Genomic DNA, 17,350 nt, shown 5'->3' with positions numbered 1-17,350 from the left:
AGAGCAATGATACAGAAAAAAGGTTCCCGAATGGCGATTGACCTGGAAAAGATGCCCAAACTGGGCTTTGGCATGATGCGGCTGCCCCAGAAGGACGGAGCCATTGATATCGGCCACGTTTGCCGGATGGCGGACGCCTACCTGGAAGCCGGCATGAACTATTTTGACACCGCGTACGTCTATCACGGCGGGAACTCGGAAAAGGCCGTAAAGGAAGCCCTGGCGAAACGCCATCCCCGGGACAGTTTCATGGTGGCGACCAAGCTGCCGGCGTGGTGCCTGAAAACCGAAGCGGACCGGGACCGGATCTTCAACGAGCAGCTGGAACGGTGCGGGCTGGATTATTTTGATTTCTACCTGCTGCATTCCATTGAGGACGGCAGCAACGGCGATACCTACGAGAGGCTGAACTGCTTCAGCTGGGGCCTGCAAAAGAAAGCGGAAGGAAAGATCCGGCATTTCGGTTTCTCCTTCCATGGCAGCCCCGAATACCTGATCCGGATCCTGGATAAGCATCCGGAAGTGGAGTTTGTCCAGATCCAGCTGAACTATGCGGACTGGAACAATCCGGTGGTCTGCTCCGGGCGGCTGTATGAAATCCTGCACGAACGGAATATCCCGATGGTGATTATGGAACCGGTGAAGGGTGGCAGCCTGGCCAGCCTGAGGCCCGAGCTGGAAGCAAAATACAAGGCGGCACGGCCGGAAAAGTCGGTTGCCTCCTGGGCGCTGCGCTATGTGGGCTCCCTGCCCGGTGTGATGACCATTCTTTCCGGCATGAGCACAGAAGACCAGATGCAGGACAACATCAACACGTTCCGCAATTTCGAACCGCTGAGCGAAAAAGAGAAGACGCTGGTGGAGGAAGTGCGCACGGAAATGCTGAATGTCCCGCAGATCGGATGTACCGCATGCCGTTACTGTACGGATGGATGCCCGATGCGGATCTCCATCCCGGACGTGTTCCGGGCAGTCAATACGATGCGTTTATATAATGAAGTGTTCCGGCCGAAAAACTTCTACAACGGCGTGGTTGGCCAGGGCCACGGCCGGGCCTCCGAATGCATCGGCTGCGGCCAGTGCGAGGGCGTATGCCCACAGCACCTTCCGATTATCGACCTGCTGAAGGAAGCCTCCGGGCTGCTGGACACATAACAAGGACAGGAATCATTGCCGGACCGGCTGTATGCCGGCCCGGTTTCTTCCTTTTTTATCCCTTGACAAACCGGAGCAACCGGTTATTGTAGGAAGCGACAGGGGGAGATTGCATGCAGGAGATACTGACAACAGCCGAAATGCGGCAGAGCGATGCGGCGGCCATTTCAGCAGGCACATCGGGACGTGAGTTGATGCGCCGGGCCGGAGAGGGAATTTTCCGGGCCGGGAAATGGAAAGCACCGGCAGCGGTTGTCTGCGGAACGGGGAATAATGCCGGGGACGGATTTGTGCTGGCCGGGCTGCTGGCGGACGCGGGTATTCCCTGTGAAATCCTGTTGCAGGAGGAAAAGTTTACACCGGACGGCCTGTACTGGTTTGACCGGTGCGCGGAAAAGAAGATACCCATCCGCATGTGGGCGGATGTAACCTCCCTGGACGGTTACGGCAGCATCGCGGACTGCATATTCGGCACCGGATTCCACGGCAGTGCCGCCGGCGAAGCGGCACGGATGATCCGGATGATCAACGAAAGCGGCGCCTATACGGTGAGCGCGGATATCAACAGCGGCCTGAACGGGAATAACGGCATGGCGGAAACGGCGGTGCACAGCGACCTGACGGTTTCCATCGGCAGCTGGAAGCCGGGACATTTCCTGAATATGGCGAAGGATATCATGGCGGAAAAAGTGAACATCGACATCGGCATTCCGCCGCTGGGACATGGAATCCAGCTGACGGAAGAGGCGGATGCGGCGGAACTGTTCCCGGCGAGAAAACACTTCAGCCATAAAGGTATATACGGATATATCGCGCTGATCGGCGGCTCGTTCCGCTATTCCGGAGCGATCCGGCTGGCGGCCATGGCCAACGCGGCCATGCGGAGCGGCGCGGGTGTGGTGCGCCTGTGTGCGCCGCGCAGCCTGTGTGAAAAGATGATACCGGACATCCTGGAAGCGACGCTGTTCCCGCTGGCGGAGGATGCCGGCAATATGGTATTCCGGGAAGAGGAATTCCGGGAAGCCCTCCGGGGAACGAAGACGGCGGCGTTCGGAATGGGCGCCGGGATGAGCGGGGAAACGGAAAAAACGGTGCGGTACCTGACGGAAAACTATGAAGGCACTCTGATCCTGGACGCGGACGGGCTGAACGCCCTGGCCGCCATCGGGACGGAACGGGTGAAGAACGCGGCAGGGAAGGTTATCCTGACGCCCCATATCGGGGAGTTTGCCCGGCTGAGCGGAAAAACCGCGGCGGAAATCCAGAACTCCCCGGTGGCGCTGGCGGAGGATTTTGCCGGGGAGCACGGGGTGATCCTGCTGCTGAAGGGTCCCGGCACCATTGTGACGGACGGAAAAGAAACATGGATCGCCGACCGTGGAACGCCGGGAATGGCGACCGCGGGAAGCGGGGACGTGCTCAGCGGCATCTTGGCGGCGGTGGCGGCCGCCCATCCGGACGAGCTGCTGAAGGCGGCAGCCGGAGCAGCCTGGATCAACGGCCGGGCCGGGGAAACTGCTGCCGGGAAATACGGTGAGGCGGCCATGACGGCCGGGGATACGGCGGGGAGTATTGCCGAGGTTGTCAGGGCACTGGAAACAGCGGAAAGGCCGGTCAGGAAATGACCGGCCTTTCCATATTCTGCATATGGAGAAGCAGAGAAAATGGTTCCGGGATGGAAAATCCGGTTTCGTCCGTTTGAATGGGTGATGGGCAACCTGCCCAGGAAAGGAAACAGAAACATGAAGACCCAGAAAACAAACGGAAACCATATACTGAAACGGATGCTGGCACTGGCCCTTGGCCTGCTGCTGGCTGTCGGCACAGCCTGCGCGGAGACAATCTCCGATATCGGCAGCTATCACAGCGGCTGGCTTTCCTACCTGTGCACCATGCCGGACGGCCGTATCCTGATGGGCGGCGGCGAAACGGACGGAACGGACAGCATCAGCTCCCATGCGATCCTGGTATGCCTGAACACAGACCGAAGCGTCTGCTGGAAGAAGACCCTCAGCGCAGGAACCGCGGACAACAGCATTTCCCTGGGCACGGTCCTGGAGGACGGAACCATCGCGGTGGTCCAGTACGATAAAGTATGGAACAAGAAGGTCCTGTTCTTAACCCAGGACGGAACATTTACCGGAAAGGAATTCGCAATTCCGGAAGAATACACGGATTATGCCGCAGAGCCTTCCTTCCTGATGGCGTACCGGACGCGGGGCAATGATCCTGCCGAGACGCTGCTGCTTGACTGGAACGGAAATGTGACGGCGCGGTATGACGGCATGATTATGAAGGACGGCATCGGGGACCTGATCAGTGGGAAAAATGAACTGATTCTCTACGGAAATGATTCACAGGATCAATATCACGCGAAGCTGCAGAAGCTGGAAGGCGTATCCGACCGGACAGTCTGGGAGACGGTGCTGGACTTCCAGCAGGCGAACGCGGGAATGTCCCGGCTGGGAGATGCCGCGATGACCGCGGACGGCGGGTTTGCGGCTTTGCTGCAGGAGAATGTACCCGGAACTGAACCGGACATGTTTGAAGGCAGGAATTACCTGGTCCGGTTCGACGCGGAAGGCCGTGCCATGTGGACTGCCGGACTGGAAGCACAGGACGGGCTGTATCCATCGGATGTATTCGCATACAACGGGAAAATTGCCGTGCGGTACAGCTCACCCGTCGATGAACCTAATTCTTTCCCTTTCCGCTGGTTTGATGAAGCGGGAAAGGAACTGGGAATGACGGAGCTGACACTGAAAGCGGAGGATTTCCCGGGACTGAAGGAAGCGGCCGGGAAAGAAAAGAACCTGAGCCAGGAATTCAGCTATATTACGCTGGATGAGGTGATCCCCATGGAAGACGGCGCATGGCTGCCAGCCACCATGAGTATTTTCGGAACCAATGAAGAGCAGGGATTCCACAAGGTGAACGCGGACGTTCCCTATATCATGGTGCGGATTTCTGAACCGTAAGGCGGCAGTGATGCTGCGGTGAACCTGCCTGCGCGGCCAACCGGCCGCGCAGGCTTTTCAGATTATCCGGCCGTTTTCCGGCAGGACGGGGCAGCCGGACAGACGGCCTGCCCTTTCAAAAAGGGCTGGGTTCTGGTATAATCATCCTACTGAGGCAGAATCGAACAGGAGGACTTCTTCCATGGAGAAACTGACACTGGAAGACCTGGATAATCTCCGGATTGAGGAGATGAATGCGGACGAGCTGCGTGAACTGCTGGCCCGGCTGGAGGAGCTGTACGACGAGATCAGCGCGATGGAAACGGATGAACCGGACGATGACGAGGAAAGCGACGAATACGATGAGTGGCTGGAGACTGTGGAAGACATCGACGACCTGATGGATGATATCCAGGATCGGCTGGAAAAGCTTTCCTGAACCCGGGACGGGCATATACGGAGGAGTACGGATGACACAGGAAGACCGGAAACGGATGGCGGTGGCCATGCGGGAAGCGGAAAAAGCCCTGGAGGAGGGAGAAATCCCGGTGGGCGCCGCTCTGTTCCGCGGGGATACGCTGCTGTGGGCGGACCATAACCGCCGGGAGCAGGCCCACGATCCGACCGCCCATGCCGAACTGCTGTGCATGCGGCACGGCGCAGCGGAAAAGGGCGACTGGCGGCTGAATGACTGCACGCTGTATGTGACCCTGGAGCCATGCCCCATGTGCGCCGGAGCGATGGTAATGAGCCGGGTGGGCCGGTGTGTGTTCGGCGCGGCGGATGCGGAGAAGGGCTGCTGCGGCAGCATTTATGACCTGCCGGCGGATCCGGCGCTGCACAGCACGACCGAGTGGGAGCAGGATCCGGATACGGAACCGTATGCGGAACTGCTTTCCGGAAGCTTCCGGCAGAAGCGGAAGCCGGGGCAAGAGGCACATTAGGGAGAAACAACCGCGGAGGGGAAGAACATGAGGACGAGAGGAAGACATATCCTGGCCGCTGCCCTGGCAGTGGTTTCGCTTCTCATGCTTTTTGCTGCCCCGGCTGCAGCTGCGGAGCGATACTGCTTTCAGCGGAAAAGCATCAAAATCCTGAAGGATATCACCGGCCTGCTGAAAAAGGAGAACCTGAAGGAAAGCCTGTCCCGGCAGAAGAAAATCGCTGCGGACCTGGAAAAAATCCGGAAGGTCAGCGAATCGGACTACGCGATTGCGGCGGCCATCATGGACTGCTGGGAGAACGTGATGGTGAATGAGAATTACCCGTTCATTATCTACCAGGGCGGGGAGTACGCGCCGGAACTGGAGGACTCCGGTATTGCGGAATGCGGAAAGCATGCTTTCATCGTGATGGGATACGCGCTGAGCAGGGGCCGGATGCAGCCGGAGCTGAAGGGCCGGTGCGACGCGGCAGCGGCAGCGGCGCGGTCCTGGCCGGACAGCATTGTCATCTGCACCGGCGGCGCAACCGGGGGAAGCAATCCGGAAAACCACACCGAAGCCGGCGAGATGAAAGAATACCTGACCGGGGAGTGCGGGATTGCCCCGGAACGCGTATTTACGGACCCGGAGGCAAAGATTACCGTGGACAACGTGATCAACGCGCTGACAATCATGAAGGAACAGGATGTGCATGCCTGCACGGTTGTAACGTCCCATTTCCACCAGCGGTGGAGCCAGATGCTGATCCGCGCAATGGCCGCGATCTCCCGGGAGGAAGGGTATCCTGTGGAGGTTATTGCAAACTACAATTACAAGGGAAGCGAGTCGGTGCGCCTTGAAACCGGAAGAAGTATGGCGCTGAACCAGCTGGATATGCTGATCAGCCGCTTCGGGACGGCTGACTGACCGAAAAACAGAATCATCATTGGAGGAAAAGACTATATGTTACAGGATATTATCGGAACCAAAGCGGCCCTGTTTTCAGACAAGGGCCAGACTGTGCTGCGGGGACATGAAAACCGGAACCGCAGGGTGGTACTGCTGAAGGGCAATATAGTGCAGAATTCCCGCAGTGAAAGCCGGGGAGTCAACGCGCGGGTCAATTTGGACGGCCTGTTCGGTTTTGCCTCGATCGCCGAGTATACGCCGGACGCAGCGGAAAAGGTGATCCGGGCGGCAACGGACAACGCGCGGTTCCTTTCCCGTCATACCGACCGGAAGCTTATCCTGCCCCCGTCCACGGGAACCGGTACGGTTCCGCTGAACCGGGACATCGTGGATACGGAGCAGCAGCGGATTATCGAAGCGTGCCGGCAGATTGACCGGTACATCGAGGAGCATTACCCGAAGCTGACCAGCCGGACGATTGTGTACACCGAGGATTCCATGGATAAAATCATCTGTTCTTCGGACGCGTACTGCGGGCATGTGACCGTACCGCGCTGCTATATCTATGTGATGCTGGACGCGGAATCCGACGCGGGCGTGCCGGTGGAGCTGTTCAAACCCTTCGGCGGTTACGGCAGCTTCGCAGATTATTTCAGCAATGTGGAAGTGTACTATCCGGAACTTGACAGGTTGTACCAGCGGCTGATGGACAAGCGGGAAGGCGTGTACGCCGAAGCCGGATACAAAACGGTGGTGCTGGGAGGCAATATGGGCGGTATGCTGGCACATGAAGCAGTCGGACATACCGTGGAAGCCGACCTGGTGGACGGTGGAAGCGTGGCTGGACCGAACCTGAACAAGCGGGTGGCATCCGACCTGGTGACCATGGTGGACTTTGCCCATACATATAACGGAGAGACTGCGCCCCTGCCCGTTTACCTGGACGATGAGGGAACCCGGGCGGAGGACGCGGAGCTGATCCGGAACGGGATCCTGACCGGGTACATGAACGACCGGGAGAGTGCGGAACGGTACCATATGGCGCCGAAAGGAAACGCGCGGGCGTGGTCATTCAGCGATGAACCGGTGATCCGGATGCGGAATACGTGCATCCTGTCGGGCACCAGTACAGTAGAGGATATGATTGCCTCCGTGGATGACGGATATTACCTGATTGACTCGGGAAACGGCCAGGCGGACCTGACCGGGGAGTTTATGTTCGGCGTAACCTGCGGATATGAGATCAAAAACGGCAAGCTGGGCCGGGCCCTGCTGGATACAACGGTGACGGGCGTGGCGTTTGAAATGCTGAAGACTGTGGATATGGTATCCGATGAGGTGGAATGGGCAAGCAGCGGATTCTGCGGCAAAAAACAGCCGATGCCGGTGGGCATGGGCGGACCGCATATGCGCTGCAAGATCATGATCGGCGGACGCTGAGCGGAAGAAGAACGGGAGGAGAACCATATGAACAATATGAAGAAAACGGCGGACCTGCTGGAACAGATCCTGGCCGAAGGGAAAATCAGGAAATACAGTTACACGGTTTCCGAATCCGAAAAGCAGGAAATCAACATCCTGAACGGCGACTTCAAGCTGATGCGCACGGTTTTCAACAACGTCGCCTCGCTGAAAGTTTTTTCCGGGAACCGGATGGGTTCGGTCAACGGGAATGATATTACGGAGGAAGGACTGCGGAAGCTGGCCGCGGACGGTATTGCTGCAGCAGAATCCTCTCCGGAGGATGAGTGCCATGATATCGCACCGGACCAGGGCACGGATCTGTTCCGGCAGGGTACGGAACAGGCAGACCTGGACCGGTTTGCAGATCGGATCCGTGAATTCCTCGATACGGTGGCGAAAGACTATCCGACCGTGCGGATTACGGCAATATTCGCTTCCTATGATAAATGGCACTGGTTCAGCCGGAATACGAACGGCACTGAATTCGAGGGATTCGGCGGACAGTACGGCCTGGATATTGAAATGTGCGCAGTCGAAGGGGATACCACGACCGGCCTGGACTATACGAATGTGACGGTTGACAACCTGGAACGGCCGCTGATCGAAACCGGCAGTATCCGGACCCACCTGGAGAGTGTACGGGACAGCATTCATCCGGAAACACTGGAAGGTAAATTTGAGGGCACGGTGATTCTCACCCCCTGGATGGCTGCTGAGTTCATTGAAATGCTGATTGACAACTACGCCGGCAACAGCGTGGTAATGGACGGCACCAGCCTGTGGCTGGACAAGGTCGGGGAGCAGGTGGGCAGCGAACTGCTGACCGTAAGCCTGAACCCTTATGACGAGCGGATTGTCAGCGGTGAACGGGGCACATCGGACGGTTACCGTTCAGAAAACGTTACGCTGATTGACCACGGTGTGCTGAAAACACACCTGCTGAACCTCTATGCATCGAAGAAGACCGGGCGGCCGGTGGTCCGGAATACCGGGTTCGACCTGGTGGTAGAAAACGGAAACACACCGCTGGCGGACATGATCGCATCAGTGAAACAGGGACTGCTGCTCGGCGGTTTCTCCGGCGGTGATCCGGGAACGAACGGCGAATTCTCCGGGGTGGCGAAGAACAGCTTCCTGATTGAGAACGGCAAAGTAAAGAGCGCTGTAACCGAGACCATGGTGAACGGCAACCTGGGCGAACTGGTGAAGAACATCCGAGCGGTATCCCGCGAAACCTGCTGCGACGGCAGTACGGTGCTGCCGTACCTGGCCGCAGACGGTGTGGTAATCTCCGGTAAGTAATATGGAAAAACGGGCGTCGGAGCATATCCGGCGCCCTTGCTTTTTCCCCTGAACCGGGACATTCACAAAACGGATATGATCTGACCGGAAACGGAGAACATCGTTTAAAACGCTTGAAAATTCCGCGGCATTTTCGATATAGTATACCTGAAAGCAGACAAATGTTTCATATGACCGACCCGGCTCAATCCGGCAGGCTGCCGGATCACCGAAGGAGGCTGAGACAAGGGCATGACAAGGACATTGTGCGTTACTTCCCGCAGCTGCAGCGTTCTGCTGGATCCGGATGGACTGTATGAAGCCCGGGAAAAGCATGTGCTGTACCTGGACGGGGAGCGGCTGGGAGAGGAATACCGATCCGTCGCATCCCTTTTTGACCTGGAACCGGATACGGAATATGAGCTTCAGATTGAGAACGGGGACGGCAGCCGGGAAACATTGAACTTCCGGACCCGGAAGGAAACCTGCACGCTGGATGTGCGGGATTTCGGCGCAAAGGGCGACGGGGAAACCGAGGACACGGCCATGCTGCAGGCGGCAATCCTGTGCTGCCCGGACGACGGCCGGGTTGTGGTACCGCCGGGAGATTATGTAACCGGACCGCTGTTCCTGAAAAGCCGGATGACGCTTGAAATCCAGGACGGGGCTGCCCTGCGGCTGCTGACCGACCGGAACCGTTTTCCGGTACTGCCGGGGAGCACACCGGCGGACAACAACGACGGGGAAGTCCTGCTGGGCATGTTTGAAGGATGCGCCGTGGATGGATTCGCAGGCGCGCTGAACGGTATTGACCTGACGGATGTCGCGATTATCGGCGAGGGAATCATTGACGGACGGGCGAATGAGGGCGACTGGTGGATCCGGCCCAAGGAAATCCGGATTGCCAGCCGCGGGAACCTGCTCTACACCCAGCGCTGCAAGGGAATGCTGGTCCAGGGACTGACGTTTATGAACAGCCCCAGCTGGAACATCCATCCGGCGTTCAGCGAAGACCTGGATTTCATCGATATCCGGGTAAAGGCCCCCTGGGACAGCCCCAATACCGATGGATTCGATCCGGAAAGCTGCCGGAATGTGCGTCTGCTCGGCGCGGAGATCTCGGTCGGCGATGACTGCATCGCCATCAAGAGCGGGAAGATCGGCCTGGGCCGGAAATACAAAAGGCCGTGCGAGAACCTGGAAATCGGATGGTGCGCCCTGCTGGACGGACATGGCGGCGTGACAGTCGGCAGCGAGATGGCCGGCGGCGTGCGGAAGGTCCGGGCTCATCATTGTTATATGAAGGGAAACGACCGGGCACTGCGGATCAAAACCCGGCGGGACCGGGGAAAGGACGGAATCGTGGATGACATCCTTTTCCAGGACATCCGGATGGACGGCGTAAAGATGCCGCTGATCGTCAACAGCTTCTACTTCTGCGATGCGGACGGAAAAAGCGAACGCGTGCAGAGCCGGGAAAAACTGCCGGCGGACGAGACCACACCGGAAATCGGGACGGTCTGCTTTGAGCGGGTGGATGCCACCGGGTGCAAAGCCTGCGTGGCATACGCAATGGGACTGCCGGAGAAACCGATGAAGCAGCTGACACTGCGGAACTGCCGGTTTGATTTCGATCCGGAAGCGAAGCCCCTCGTTCCGGCAATGGCACTGGGAGTGGAGGAATGCTGCCGGCGGGGAATTATCGCTAAGTATATCCGGGGACTGACCCTGGAAAATATACAGACGACCGGGGTGGAAGGCGAACTGCTGGATACCCTGGAAGTTGAAAAACTCGATATCCACGATAAAAAATAAACGGAGGGAACACACATGGACATTCGGTACAGCTGCAACCAGCGGGATTTCAAACGGTATACGACGGAGGAAGTCCGGAAGGAATTCCTGATTGAGAAGCTTTTTGAGGCGGACCAGGTGACGGCGGTGTACAGCCACGTGGACCGGATGGTTACGCTGGGAATCATGCCGGTGAAGGAAAAGGTTTCCATCGACAAGGGAATTGACATCTGGCACAATTTCGGCACGGAATTCTTCCTGGAACGCCGGGAGTGCGGCATGTTCAATGTCGGCGGCGCCGGAAAGGTCACCGCGGACGGCCAGGTTTATGAACTGGGATACAAGGACTGCCTGTACCTGACCCGGGGTGCGAAGGAAGTGTACTTTGAGAGCAATGACGCGGAGAATCCGGCGAAGTTCTATATTGTTTCTGCTCCCGCTCACTGCAGCTATGAGAACCGGCTGATCAAGATTGCGGACGCGGCGAAGAAGCCCTGCGGCGACGCGGCGACCAGCAACAAGCGGGTGATCAACCAGTTTATCCATCCGTCGGTCCTGAAGACCTGCCAGCTGAGCATGGGCATGACAGTCCTGGAGACCGGAAGCGTATGGAACACCATGCCGGCCCATACCCATGAGCGCCGGATGGAGGTTTATTTCTACTTTGAAGTGCCGAAGGACAATGTGGTATTCCATATGATGGGCGAAGGGCAGGAAACCCGGCACATCGTGATGCAGAACGAGCAGGCGGTGATTTCTCCCTCCTGGTCCATCCACGCCGGCGCGGGCACCAGCAATTACACGTTCATCTGGGCGATGGGCGGAGAGAACCAGGCGTTTGACGATATGGACAACATCCCGACAACCGAACTGAGGTAAGTGTGGGGGCTTTCCGATCGCCCCCACCCCGCAAACTCTATAGTCGCAACTTCATACTGTGAAGCTTGCTCCTTAGAGTTTGATCTCAGCTCTGACGAAACTCCCCGCACTGCGGGTCGTCAGAGCTTCGTCCCCTTCGGTATCTTGTGCCGGATGGGCAGAAAGAAGCAAGCATTTAGTGAATTGACAATAGCTCCTACCAATCAAGGACAAGGAAAGGAAGGAAACAAAAATGGATATGAACGCTTTCAGCCTGAAGGGAAAAATCGCGTGGATTACCGGCGCCAGCTACGGAATCGGCTTCGCTATCGCGGAAGCCTATGCGGCCGCGGGCGCAACCATCGTTTTCAATGACATCAACCAGGAACTGGTTGACAAGGGCCTGAAGTCCTATGCGGAAAAAGGAATTGACGCGAAGGGCTATGTCTGCGACGTGACCAACGAGGAAGCGGTGCAGGCACTGGTTAAGCAGATTGAGCAGGAAGTCGGCGTGATCGACATCCTGGTGAACAATGCCGGCATTATCCGCCGGATCCCCATGATTGAAATGAGCGCGGCGGAATTCCGGAAGGTGATCGACGTGGACCTGAATGCTCCGTTTATCGTGGCCAAGGCGGTGATTCCGTCCATGATCGCGAAGGGCCACGGAAAGATCATCAACATCTGCAGCATGATGAGTGAGCTGGGCCGGGAAACCGTTTCCGCCTATGCGGCAGCCAAGGGCGGCCTGAAGATGCTGACCCGGAATATCTGCTCCGAATACGGCGAGCACAATATCCAGTGCAACGGCATCGGACCGGGCTATATTGCCACACCCCAGACTGCTCCCCTGCGCGAAAAACAGCCGGACGGCAGCCGCCATCCGTTTGACCAGTTTATTATTGCCAAGACGCCCGCGGCCCGCTGGGGCACCCCGGAAGACCTGCAGGGACCGGCAGTTTTCCTGGCTTCTGACGCCAGCAATTTTGTGAACGGCCATATCCTGTATGTGGACGGCGGTATCCTTGCCTACATCGGAAAACAGCCCTGATTTTGCAAAAATTGAACTGAATTATCCATAAGCACAGCTCTTTTTGTCTTTGCAAAACAAAACAAATTGATGTATAATACAATGCGAATAGAGACCAGAACAGCCAAAAACAACGGAGGAAATACTGTGCAGACCCGAAGGACTCTCGGACAGTACAGGATTATTGATTTATCAATATTTGCGGTAATCATGATGCTGACCGAGACACTGATTATCCGCGCGGCCACTGAATGGTTTTCCGCGGCGGCATGGACTGTTTCCGTGGTGCCGGCAGTGACCGCGATCGTGATGGTCCGGTGGGGACCCTGGTGCGCGCTGCACGCGGTGCTCGGCGGAATTGTGACCGTACTGGTGCAGAAGGGGACCGGTACCCAGTTCCTGATTTACGGGATCGGGAACCTGGCTGCACTGGCGGTATGGCCGCTCCTGCGGAAATGGGGATGGGAATCACTGCACGGGAATATCCTGCGGGATTTCCTTTTCGGACTCCTGACGGTGCTGGCCATGCATGCGGGACGCGCGCTGACGGCCCTGATTACGGGAACGCCGCCGGAGGCGCTTCCGCTGTACATCACCACAGATGTCATTACCTACCTGTTTACAGCTCTGATCATCTGGATTGCATCCCGGCCAGACGGCGTGCTGGAAGACCAGCCGCATTACGTACGGCGGATTGCGGAAGAGGAAAACCACTGAAACCCCGGTGAAACGAAGCAAGACCCTGAACGGAGGAATGCGTATGAAGCGTCAGGCAGGGGATTACCTGATTTACGACGAGGCGGCCGGTACCTGGCGGGAGGATCCCGAACAGGCGGTTCGGGATGACGTTGAGAAGCATAACTGGCTTCACATCGGACGCACGGTCCTGAAGGACTGGCGTCTCTATCTGATGCTGGTCCCCATGCTCCTGGTCTTCCTTTTCTGGCGCTATATGCCGATGTATGAGCTGCTCGGCGCCTTCAAGGTGACCGACGTGGTGAAGCCTGTGGCGGACCAGAACTTCCTGGGCTTCTCCAACATCAAGGCGCTGCTGATCGGATCCGGAACATACACAAACCTGAGCAACGAATTCTGGCGGGCGATGCGGAACACCTTCCTGCTGAGCTTCTACGGGCTCCTCTTCGGATTCCCGATGCCGATCCTGCTGGCGCTGTTCTTCAACGAAGTCAAGTCCGACCTGCTGCGCAGCGGCCTGCAGGTATTCACCTATCTACCCAAATTCATGTCCACCGTTGTGATGACCTCCCTGGTGATCATGCTGATCCAGCAGGGCAGCTCCACAACGGGGGCACCTCCCGGAATCCTTTCCCAGCTGCTGGCTTCACTGGGCCTGATCTCGCGGGAAACCGCGCAGGCCGGCCTGCTGAATGATCCGGCTTATTTCCGCGCAATCTACCAGGTGAGCGGCATATGGGAGACGGCCGGATACGACAGCATCGTATTCTTCGCAGCGATCATCGCTATTTCACCGACCAGTTACGAGGCGGCCCAGATCGACGGCGCCAACAAATGGGCGCAGATGCGGTATGTGGTGCTGCCCGGCATCCTGAGCACCATCGTAATCATGCTGATTACCCGGATCGGCTCCATGCTGAGCATCGGATATGAAAAGGTCCTGCTCCTTAATGAGCAGCGGGTGCAAATCTACCAGACCTCCGAAGTCATTTCCACCTTTGCCTGGCGGATCAAGACGACCCAGAACCAGAGCGGTCTCGCTTCCACGGCGGAAATGCTGAACAACGTGGTGGGCATGCTGCTGGTGATCGGCGCAAACACCATTGCCCGCAAGGCCTCCAATGTGAGCCTGTATTAAGGAGGTTTTGACGAATGAAAAGAAGACTTGAAATCTCCGAGCTGATATTCAAAATCTTCAGCTACCTGTTCCTGACGATGTTCGCGCTGATGTGCCTGTATCCGTTCCTCTACGCGGTATCGGCTTCCATCAGCGGACGGCACGCGGTGGAATACCAGGAACTGATCCTGTTTCCGAAAAACGTGCAGTTTGATGCCTTCGCGTCCATGTTCGGCAACAACCAGTTCTGGAACGCCTATTCCAATACGCTGTTCCTGACGATCTACGGAACGATCTGGTCCCTTGGCATCGCAATCCTCGGCGGTTACGCACTGAGCAAGAAACGGCTGCTTTTCCGGAAGGCGTTCAACTTCTTCCTGGTATTCACGATGTGGTTCTCCGCAGGTATTGTTCCGCAGTACCTGAACTACCTGGCCACGAAATCCGTTTTCAACTCCGTGGGAATCATGGATGACAAATGGCTGGTCGTTATCGCCATGGGTATGGCAGCCATGAACATTATCCTGCTGCGCAATGCCTTTGAAAATGTTCCCTCCGAAATTGAGGAGGCAGCCATCGTGGACGGAGCGACGGAAATGCAGGTGCTGACCAAGGTGTTCATCCCGATGAGCAAATCCACCATTGCGACTGTGGCGCTGTTCTTCGCCATCAGCCGCTGGAACGGTTACTTCTGGGCACGGCAGATGATCTCCAACGCCAATGAGCAGCCCCTGCAGGTGTTTATCCGAAACCAGCTGGAACAGTATACAGACCTGGAGCAGCTGGGCGGCTGGACCGCGAACTACGCGCCGGATTCGGTAATCTTCGCACTGATCGTCTGTTCCATTATCCCGATCCTGATCATCTATCCGTTTATCCAGAAATATTTCGCCAAAGGCACCAACGCCGGCGGCGTAAAGGAGTAATCCGGCATCTTTGGTTATTCTTCACCGGGGCGTATGAAACCCGGTGTGAAGGAAATAAAAACCCATATTATTATTTGAAGGAGGCACCCCCATATGAAGAAACTTTTATCCCTGGTCCTGGCATGTGCGATGCTGCTGACACTGGCGGCAGCCGCAAGCGCTGAGGATGTTACGTTGCGTATGGCCGTCGGCTATAACAACGCGAACACCGGTCTTGCCTTCAGCCCGGATATTGCCGGCGAAGGAATTACCCTGGCCGACGGAAACACCTACCACACCGGCGACCTGAAGCCCACCTGGGTGGAGATGGAAAAAATCCTGTCTGAGATCACCGGCAACAACGTGATCGTGGACGGAACCCCCTACCAGGGCAACAACGACGCCAAGGAATTTGACTACTGGAAAGAACAGCTGGAAAACGTTGACATGGTGCTCGGCCCGTCCGCAACCGTCAACGCGTACGGCGAAACCGGCAGCCTGGTCAACCTGGAGGAATACACCGACAAGATCCCGAACGTGATGAAGTACCTGGACGAGAACCCCATTGTCCGGCTGTCCATCACCGCGAACACCGATACCGGCGCGTTCTACTTTGCTCCGTACTTTGACGGTGTGAACGACATCGAAAAGATGCCCCTGATGCGTGTGGACTACCTGCAGAAGCTGCTGGACGGCGAAGGCGCTTTTGAAGCCGCTGCCTGCAAGGATACGGCTGCTCCCGTTTACCAGCCCTTCATGCCCACCGAAGGCAAGATCGAGATCGAAACGCCCACCGCGGACGGCAGCGGTGTCCAGACCCTGACCAAGGACTATGACGCCTACGGCAACATCGTTGCGAAGATGAATGAAAAGGGCGTCATGAGCGGCGTTGAAGCGGTCAATATGCTGCGTGAGTATATCGACAAGACCTATAATGGATACTACGGAGCCACCCGGTCCAACCTGTTCTGCGGATACGACGCCTGTTGGGATGCCGACGAAATGGTCGCCCTGCTGCGCTGCGTTGTTACCAACCCCCAGTCCCTGAACGGCACAGACCTGATCCAGGGCCTGTTCTCCCGCGAGGAGAATTCCGCCGGCCGCCGCTATGACATCCACCGCCTGGGCGGACTGCTCTTCGGCGTACGCGGCTATGAATCCCGCCAGGATTTCCTGTATGTCGGAACCGACGGAGACCTGCATGATGCCCGCCAGAGTGAAGACGCCTATGCCGCTGCCGCGCGGATGCACGACATCGCGATGGAAGGCCTGATCTCTGCCGACTTCATGACCAAGGCCGCCACTTCCTCCACCAAGAACTACATTCCGGATGACCTGGGCTTCATGTCCTACGACTACAACCAGACCCAGACCATCCTGAACACCTCCCTGCAGGAAGGTGAGAAGTACATGGCCATTATGATCCCCGTTTCCCGCTGGTTTGACGGGACCAACGAGGAAGGCGTGTACATGCGCTTCACTGAGAGCTGGCGTTCTGTGAAGAACGGCAACTGCTGGGCGATTTCCAAGAAGGGTGTCGGCGACGATGAAGCCAAGCTGAATGCCCTGCTCGCCCTGATTGACTACACCTATTCCGAAAAGGGCCAGATCCTGATGAGTTACGGTCCGGACGCCTTCATCAAGACCAAGGATGACGGCAGCTACGAAACCTTCAACTTCAACGGCAAGGAAATGCCCGTGGTCGCTGACGGCACCCTGGAGAACCTGTGGGCGCTGGCAAACGGCAACTACACCAACTTTGCCCGCCGCTACCTGGGCTCCACGCTGTCCTTCATCAAGAGCCAGGCCTTCGAATACCAGTGCACGCATGAGGTCGGCAAGGAAGGCGCCGGGAAGCTGTCCGCCGCCATCGCCCTCGGAACCATCAAGCATCCGGAGCTGGCGCTGACCGAGAATCCCTGGTACACCTCCGTGCCCACCACGCTGCCGCAGTACACCACCGAGACCGACGAGCTGAACAAGCTGAGCGACCTGAGCTCCAACTTCAGCGGCGACTTCAACCTGTTTGACGATATCGTCGTGAACGGCATCCCGAACGGACTGACCGCCGCGGAACAGGCTGCAGTTGTGGAAAATGACTGGTACGGATTCACCTACACTGAACTGAAGAACGATGCCTGGATGCGCCTGAAGGATTACTACAACGCATCAAAGTAATGACTGCTTCGGCTGTTATGTGATTTAGACCAGGACCGGGCGCCCGCGCTGAGCGGCGCGGGCGCCGGGCCCTTTCTGAAGGG

The 17,350-nt window shown here is 57.4% G+C and carries 15 protein-coding genes; all 15 read left to right on the top strand.

Going from position 1 to position 17,350, the window contains the following annotated elements; translation table 11 throughout:
* The first annotated feature begins 30 nt into the window (after window positions 1-30).
* The 15 genes from JNO48_03405 to JNO48_03335 all read left to right on the top strand — a co-directional run bounded on the left by JNO48_03405 (window position 31) and on the right by JNO48_03335 (window position 17,267).
* The gene (locus tag JNO48_03405; GenBank protein QTE68971.1) at window positions 31-1,155 is read left to right on the top strand and encodes an aldo/keto reductase; all 1,125 of its coding nucleotides are present in this window, start codon (window positions 31-33) and stop codon (window positions 1,153-1,155) included.
* Window positions 1,156-1,268: 113 nt separating this feature from the next.
* Entirely contained in the window at window positions 1,269-2,780 is a 1,512-nt protein-coding gene (locus JNO48_03400) for an NAD(P)H-hydrate dehydratase (GenBank protein QTE68970.1), read from the top strand.
* Between the two features lie 117 nt (window positions 2,781-2,897).
* Window positions 2,898-4,133: a hypothetical protein gene (locus JNO48_03395; GenBank protein QTE68969.1), complete on the top strand. Its 1,236-nt coding sequence runs from the start codon at window positions 2,898-2,900 to the stop codon at window positions 4,131-4,133.
* Window positions 4,134-4,314: 181 nt separating this feature from the next.
* Window positions 4,315-4,551 (top strand): hypothetical protein, encoded by a 237-nt coding sequence (locus JNO48_03390; protein ID QTE68968.1) that lies wholly within the window; start codon window positions 4,315-4,317, stop codon window positions 4,549-4,551.
* A gap of 31 nt (window positions 4,552-4,582) precedes the next feature.
* Window positions 4,583-5,056 (top strand): nucleoside deaminase, encoded by a 474-nt coding sequence (locus JNO48_03385; protein QTE68967.1) that lies wholly within the window; start codon window positions 4,583-4,585, stop codon window positions 5,054-5,056.
* A gap of 27 nt (window positions 5,057-5,083) precedes the next feature.
* A complete protein-coding gene (locus tag JNO48_03380) occupies window positions 5,084-5,962 on the top strand; it encodes a YdcF family protein (protein ID QTE68966.1) in 879 nt (292 codons plus the stop codon).
* Window positions 5,963-5,998: 36 nt separating this feature from the next.
* A complete protein-coding gene (locus JNO48_03375; protein ID QTE68965.1) occupies window positions 5,999-7,384 on the top strand; it encodes a TldD/PmbA family protein in 1,386 nt (461 codons plus the stop codon).
* Window positions 7,385-7,411: 27 nt separating this feature from the next.
* Window positions 7,412-8,710 carry a TldD/PmbA family protein gene (locus JNO48_03370; GenBank protein QTE68964.1) on the top strand — a complete coding sequence of 433 codons (1,299 nt, stop codon included), beginning with the start codon at window positions 7,412-7,414 and terminating at the stop codon, window positions 8,708-8,710.
* Between the two features lie 231 nt (window positions 8,711-8,941).
* A complete protein-coding gene (locus JNO48_03365) occupies window positions 8,942-10,504 on the top strand; it encodes a glycoside hydrolase family 28 protein (protein QTE68963.1) in 1,563 nt (520 codons plus the stop codon).
* A 15-nt stretch (window positions 10,505-10,519) separates the two neighbouring features.
* Window positions 10,520-11,362 (top strand): 5-dehydro-4-deoxy-D-glucuronate isomerase, encoded by an 843-nt coding sequence (gene kduI / locus JNO48_03360; GenBank protein ID QTE68962.1) that lies wholly within the window; start codon window positions 10,520-10,522, stop codon window positions 11,360-11,362.
* 232 nt (window positions 11,363-11,594) lie between these two features.
* Complete coding sequence (locus JNO48_03355; protein QTE69668.2) at window positions 11,595-12,392, top strand: gluconate 5-dehydrogenase; 798 nt, start codon at window positions 11,595-11,597, stop codon at window positions 12,390-12,392.
* A 126-nt stretch (window positions 12,393-12,518) separates the two neighbouring features.
* Entirely contained in the window at window positions 12,519-13,088 is a 570-nt protein-coding gene (locus JNO48_03350; protein QTE68961.1) for a hypothetical protein, read from the top strand.
* A gap of 43 nt (window positions 13,089-13,131) precedes the next feature.
* Window positions 13,132-14,205, top strand: a complete 1,074-nt coding sequence (locus tag JNO48_03345; GenBank protein QTE68960.1) for a sugar ABC transporter permease — start codon at window positions 13,132-13,134, stop codon at window positions 14,203-14,205.
* 14 nt (window positions 14,206-14,219) lie between these two features.
* Window positions 14,220-15,110, top strand: a complete 891-nt coding sequence (locus tag JNO48_03340) for a carbohydrate ABC transporter permease (protein QTE68959.1) — start codon at window positions 14,220-14,222, stop codon at window positions 15,108-15,110.
* A 93-nt stretch (window positions 15,111-15,203) separates the two neighbouring features.
* On the top strand, window positions 15,204-17,267 hold the full coding sequence (locus JNO48_03335; GenBank protein QTE68958.1) for a hypothetical protein: 2,064 nt from the start codon (window positions 15,204-15,206) through the stop codon (window positions 17,265-17,267).
* Window positions 17,268-17,350: the final 83 nt, after the last annotated feature.

It is taken from the genome of Clostridiales bacterium (assembly GCA_017569285.1).
Classification (GTDB): Bacteria; Bacillota; Clostridia; order Christensenellales; family Aristaeellaceae; genus Aristaeella.
The sequence above is the reverse complement of the archived record's forward strand: the minus strand, read 5'-3'. Positions and strand labels throughout refer to the sequence as shown.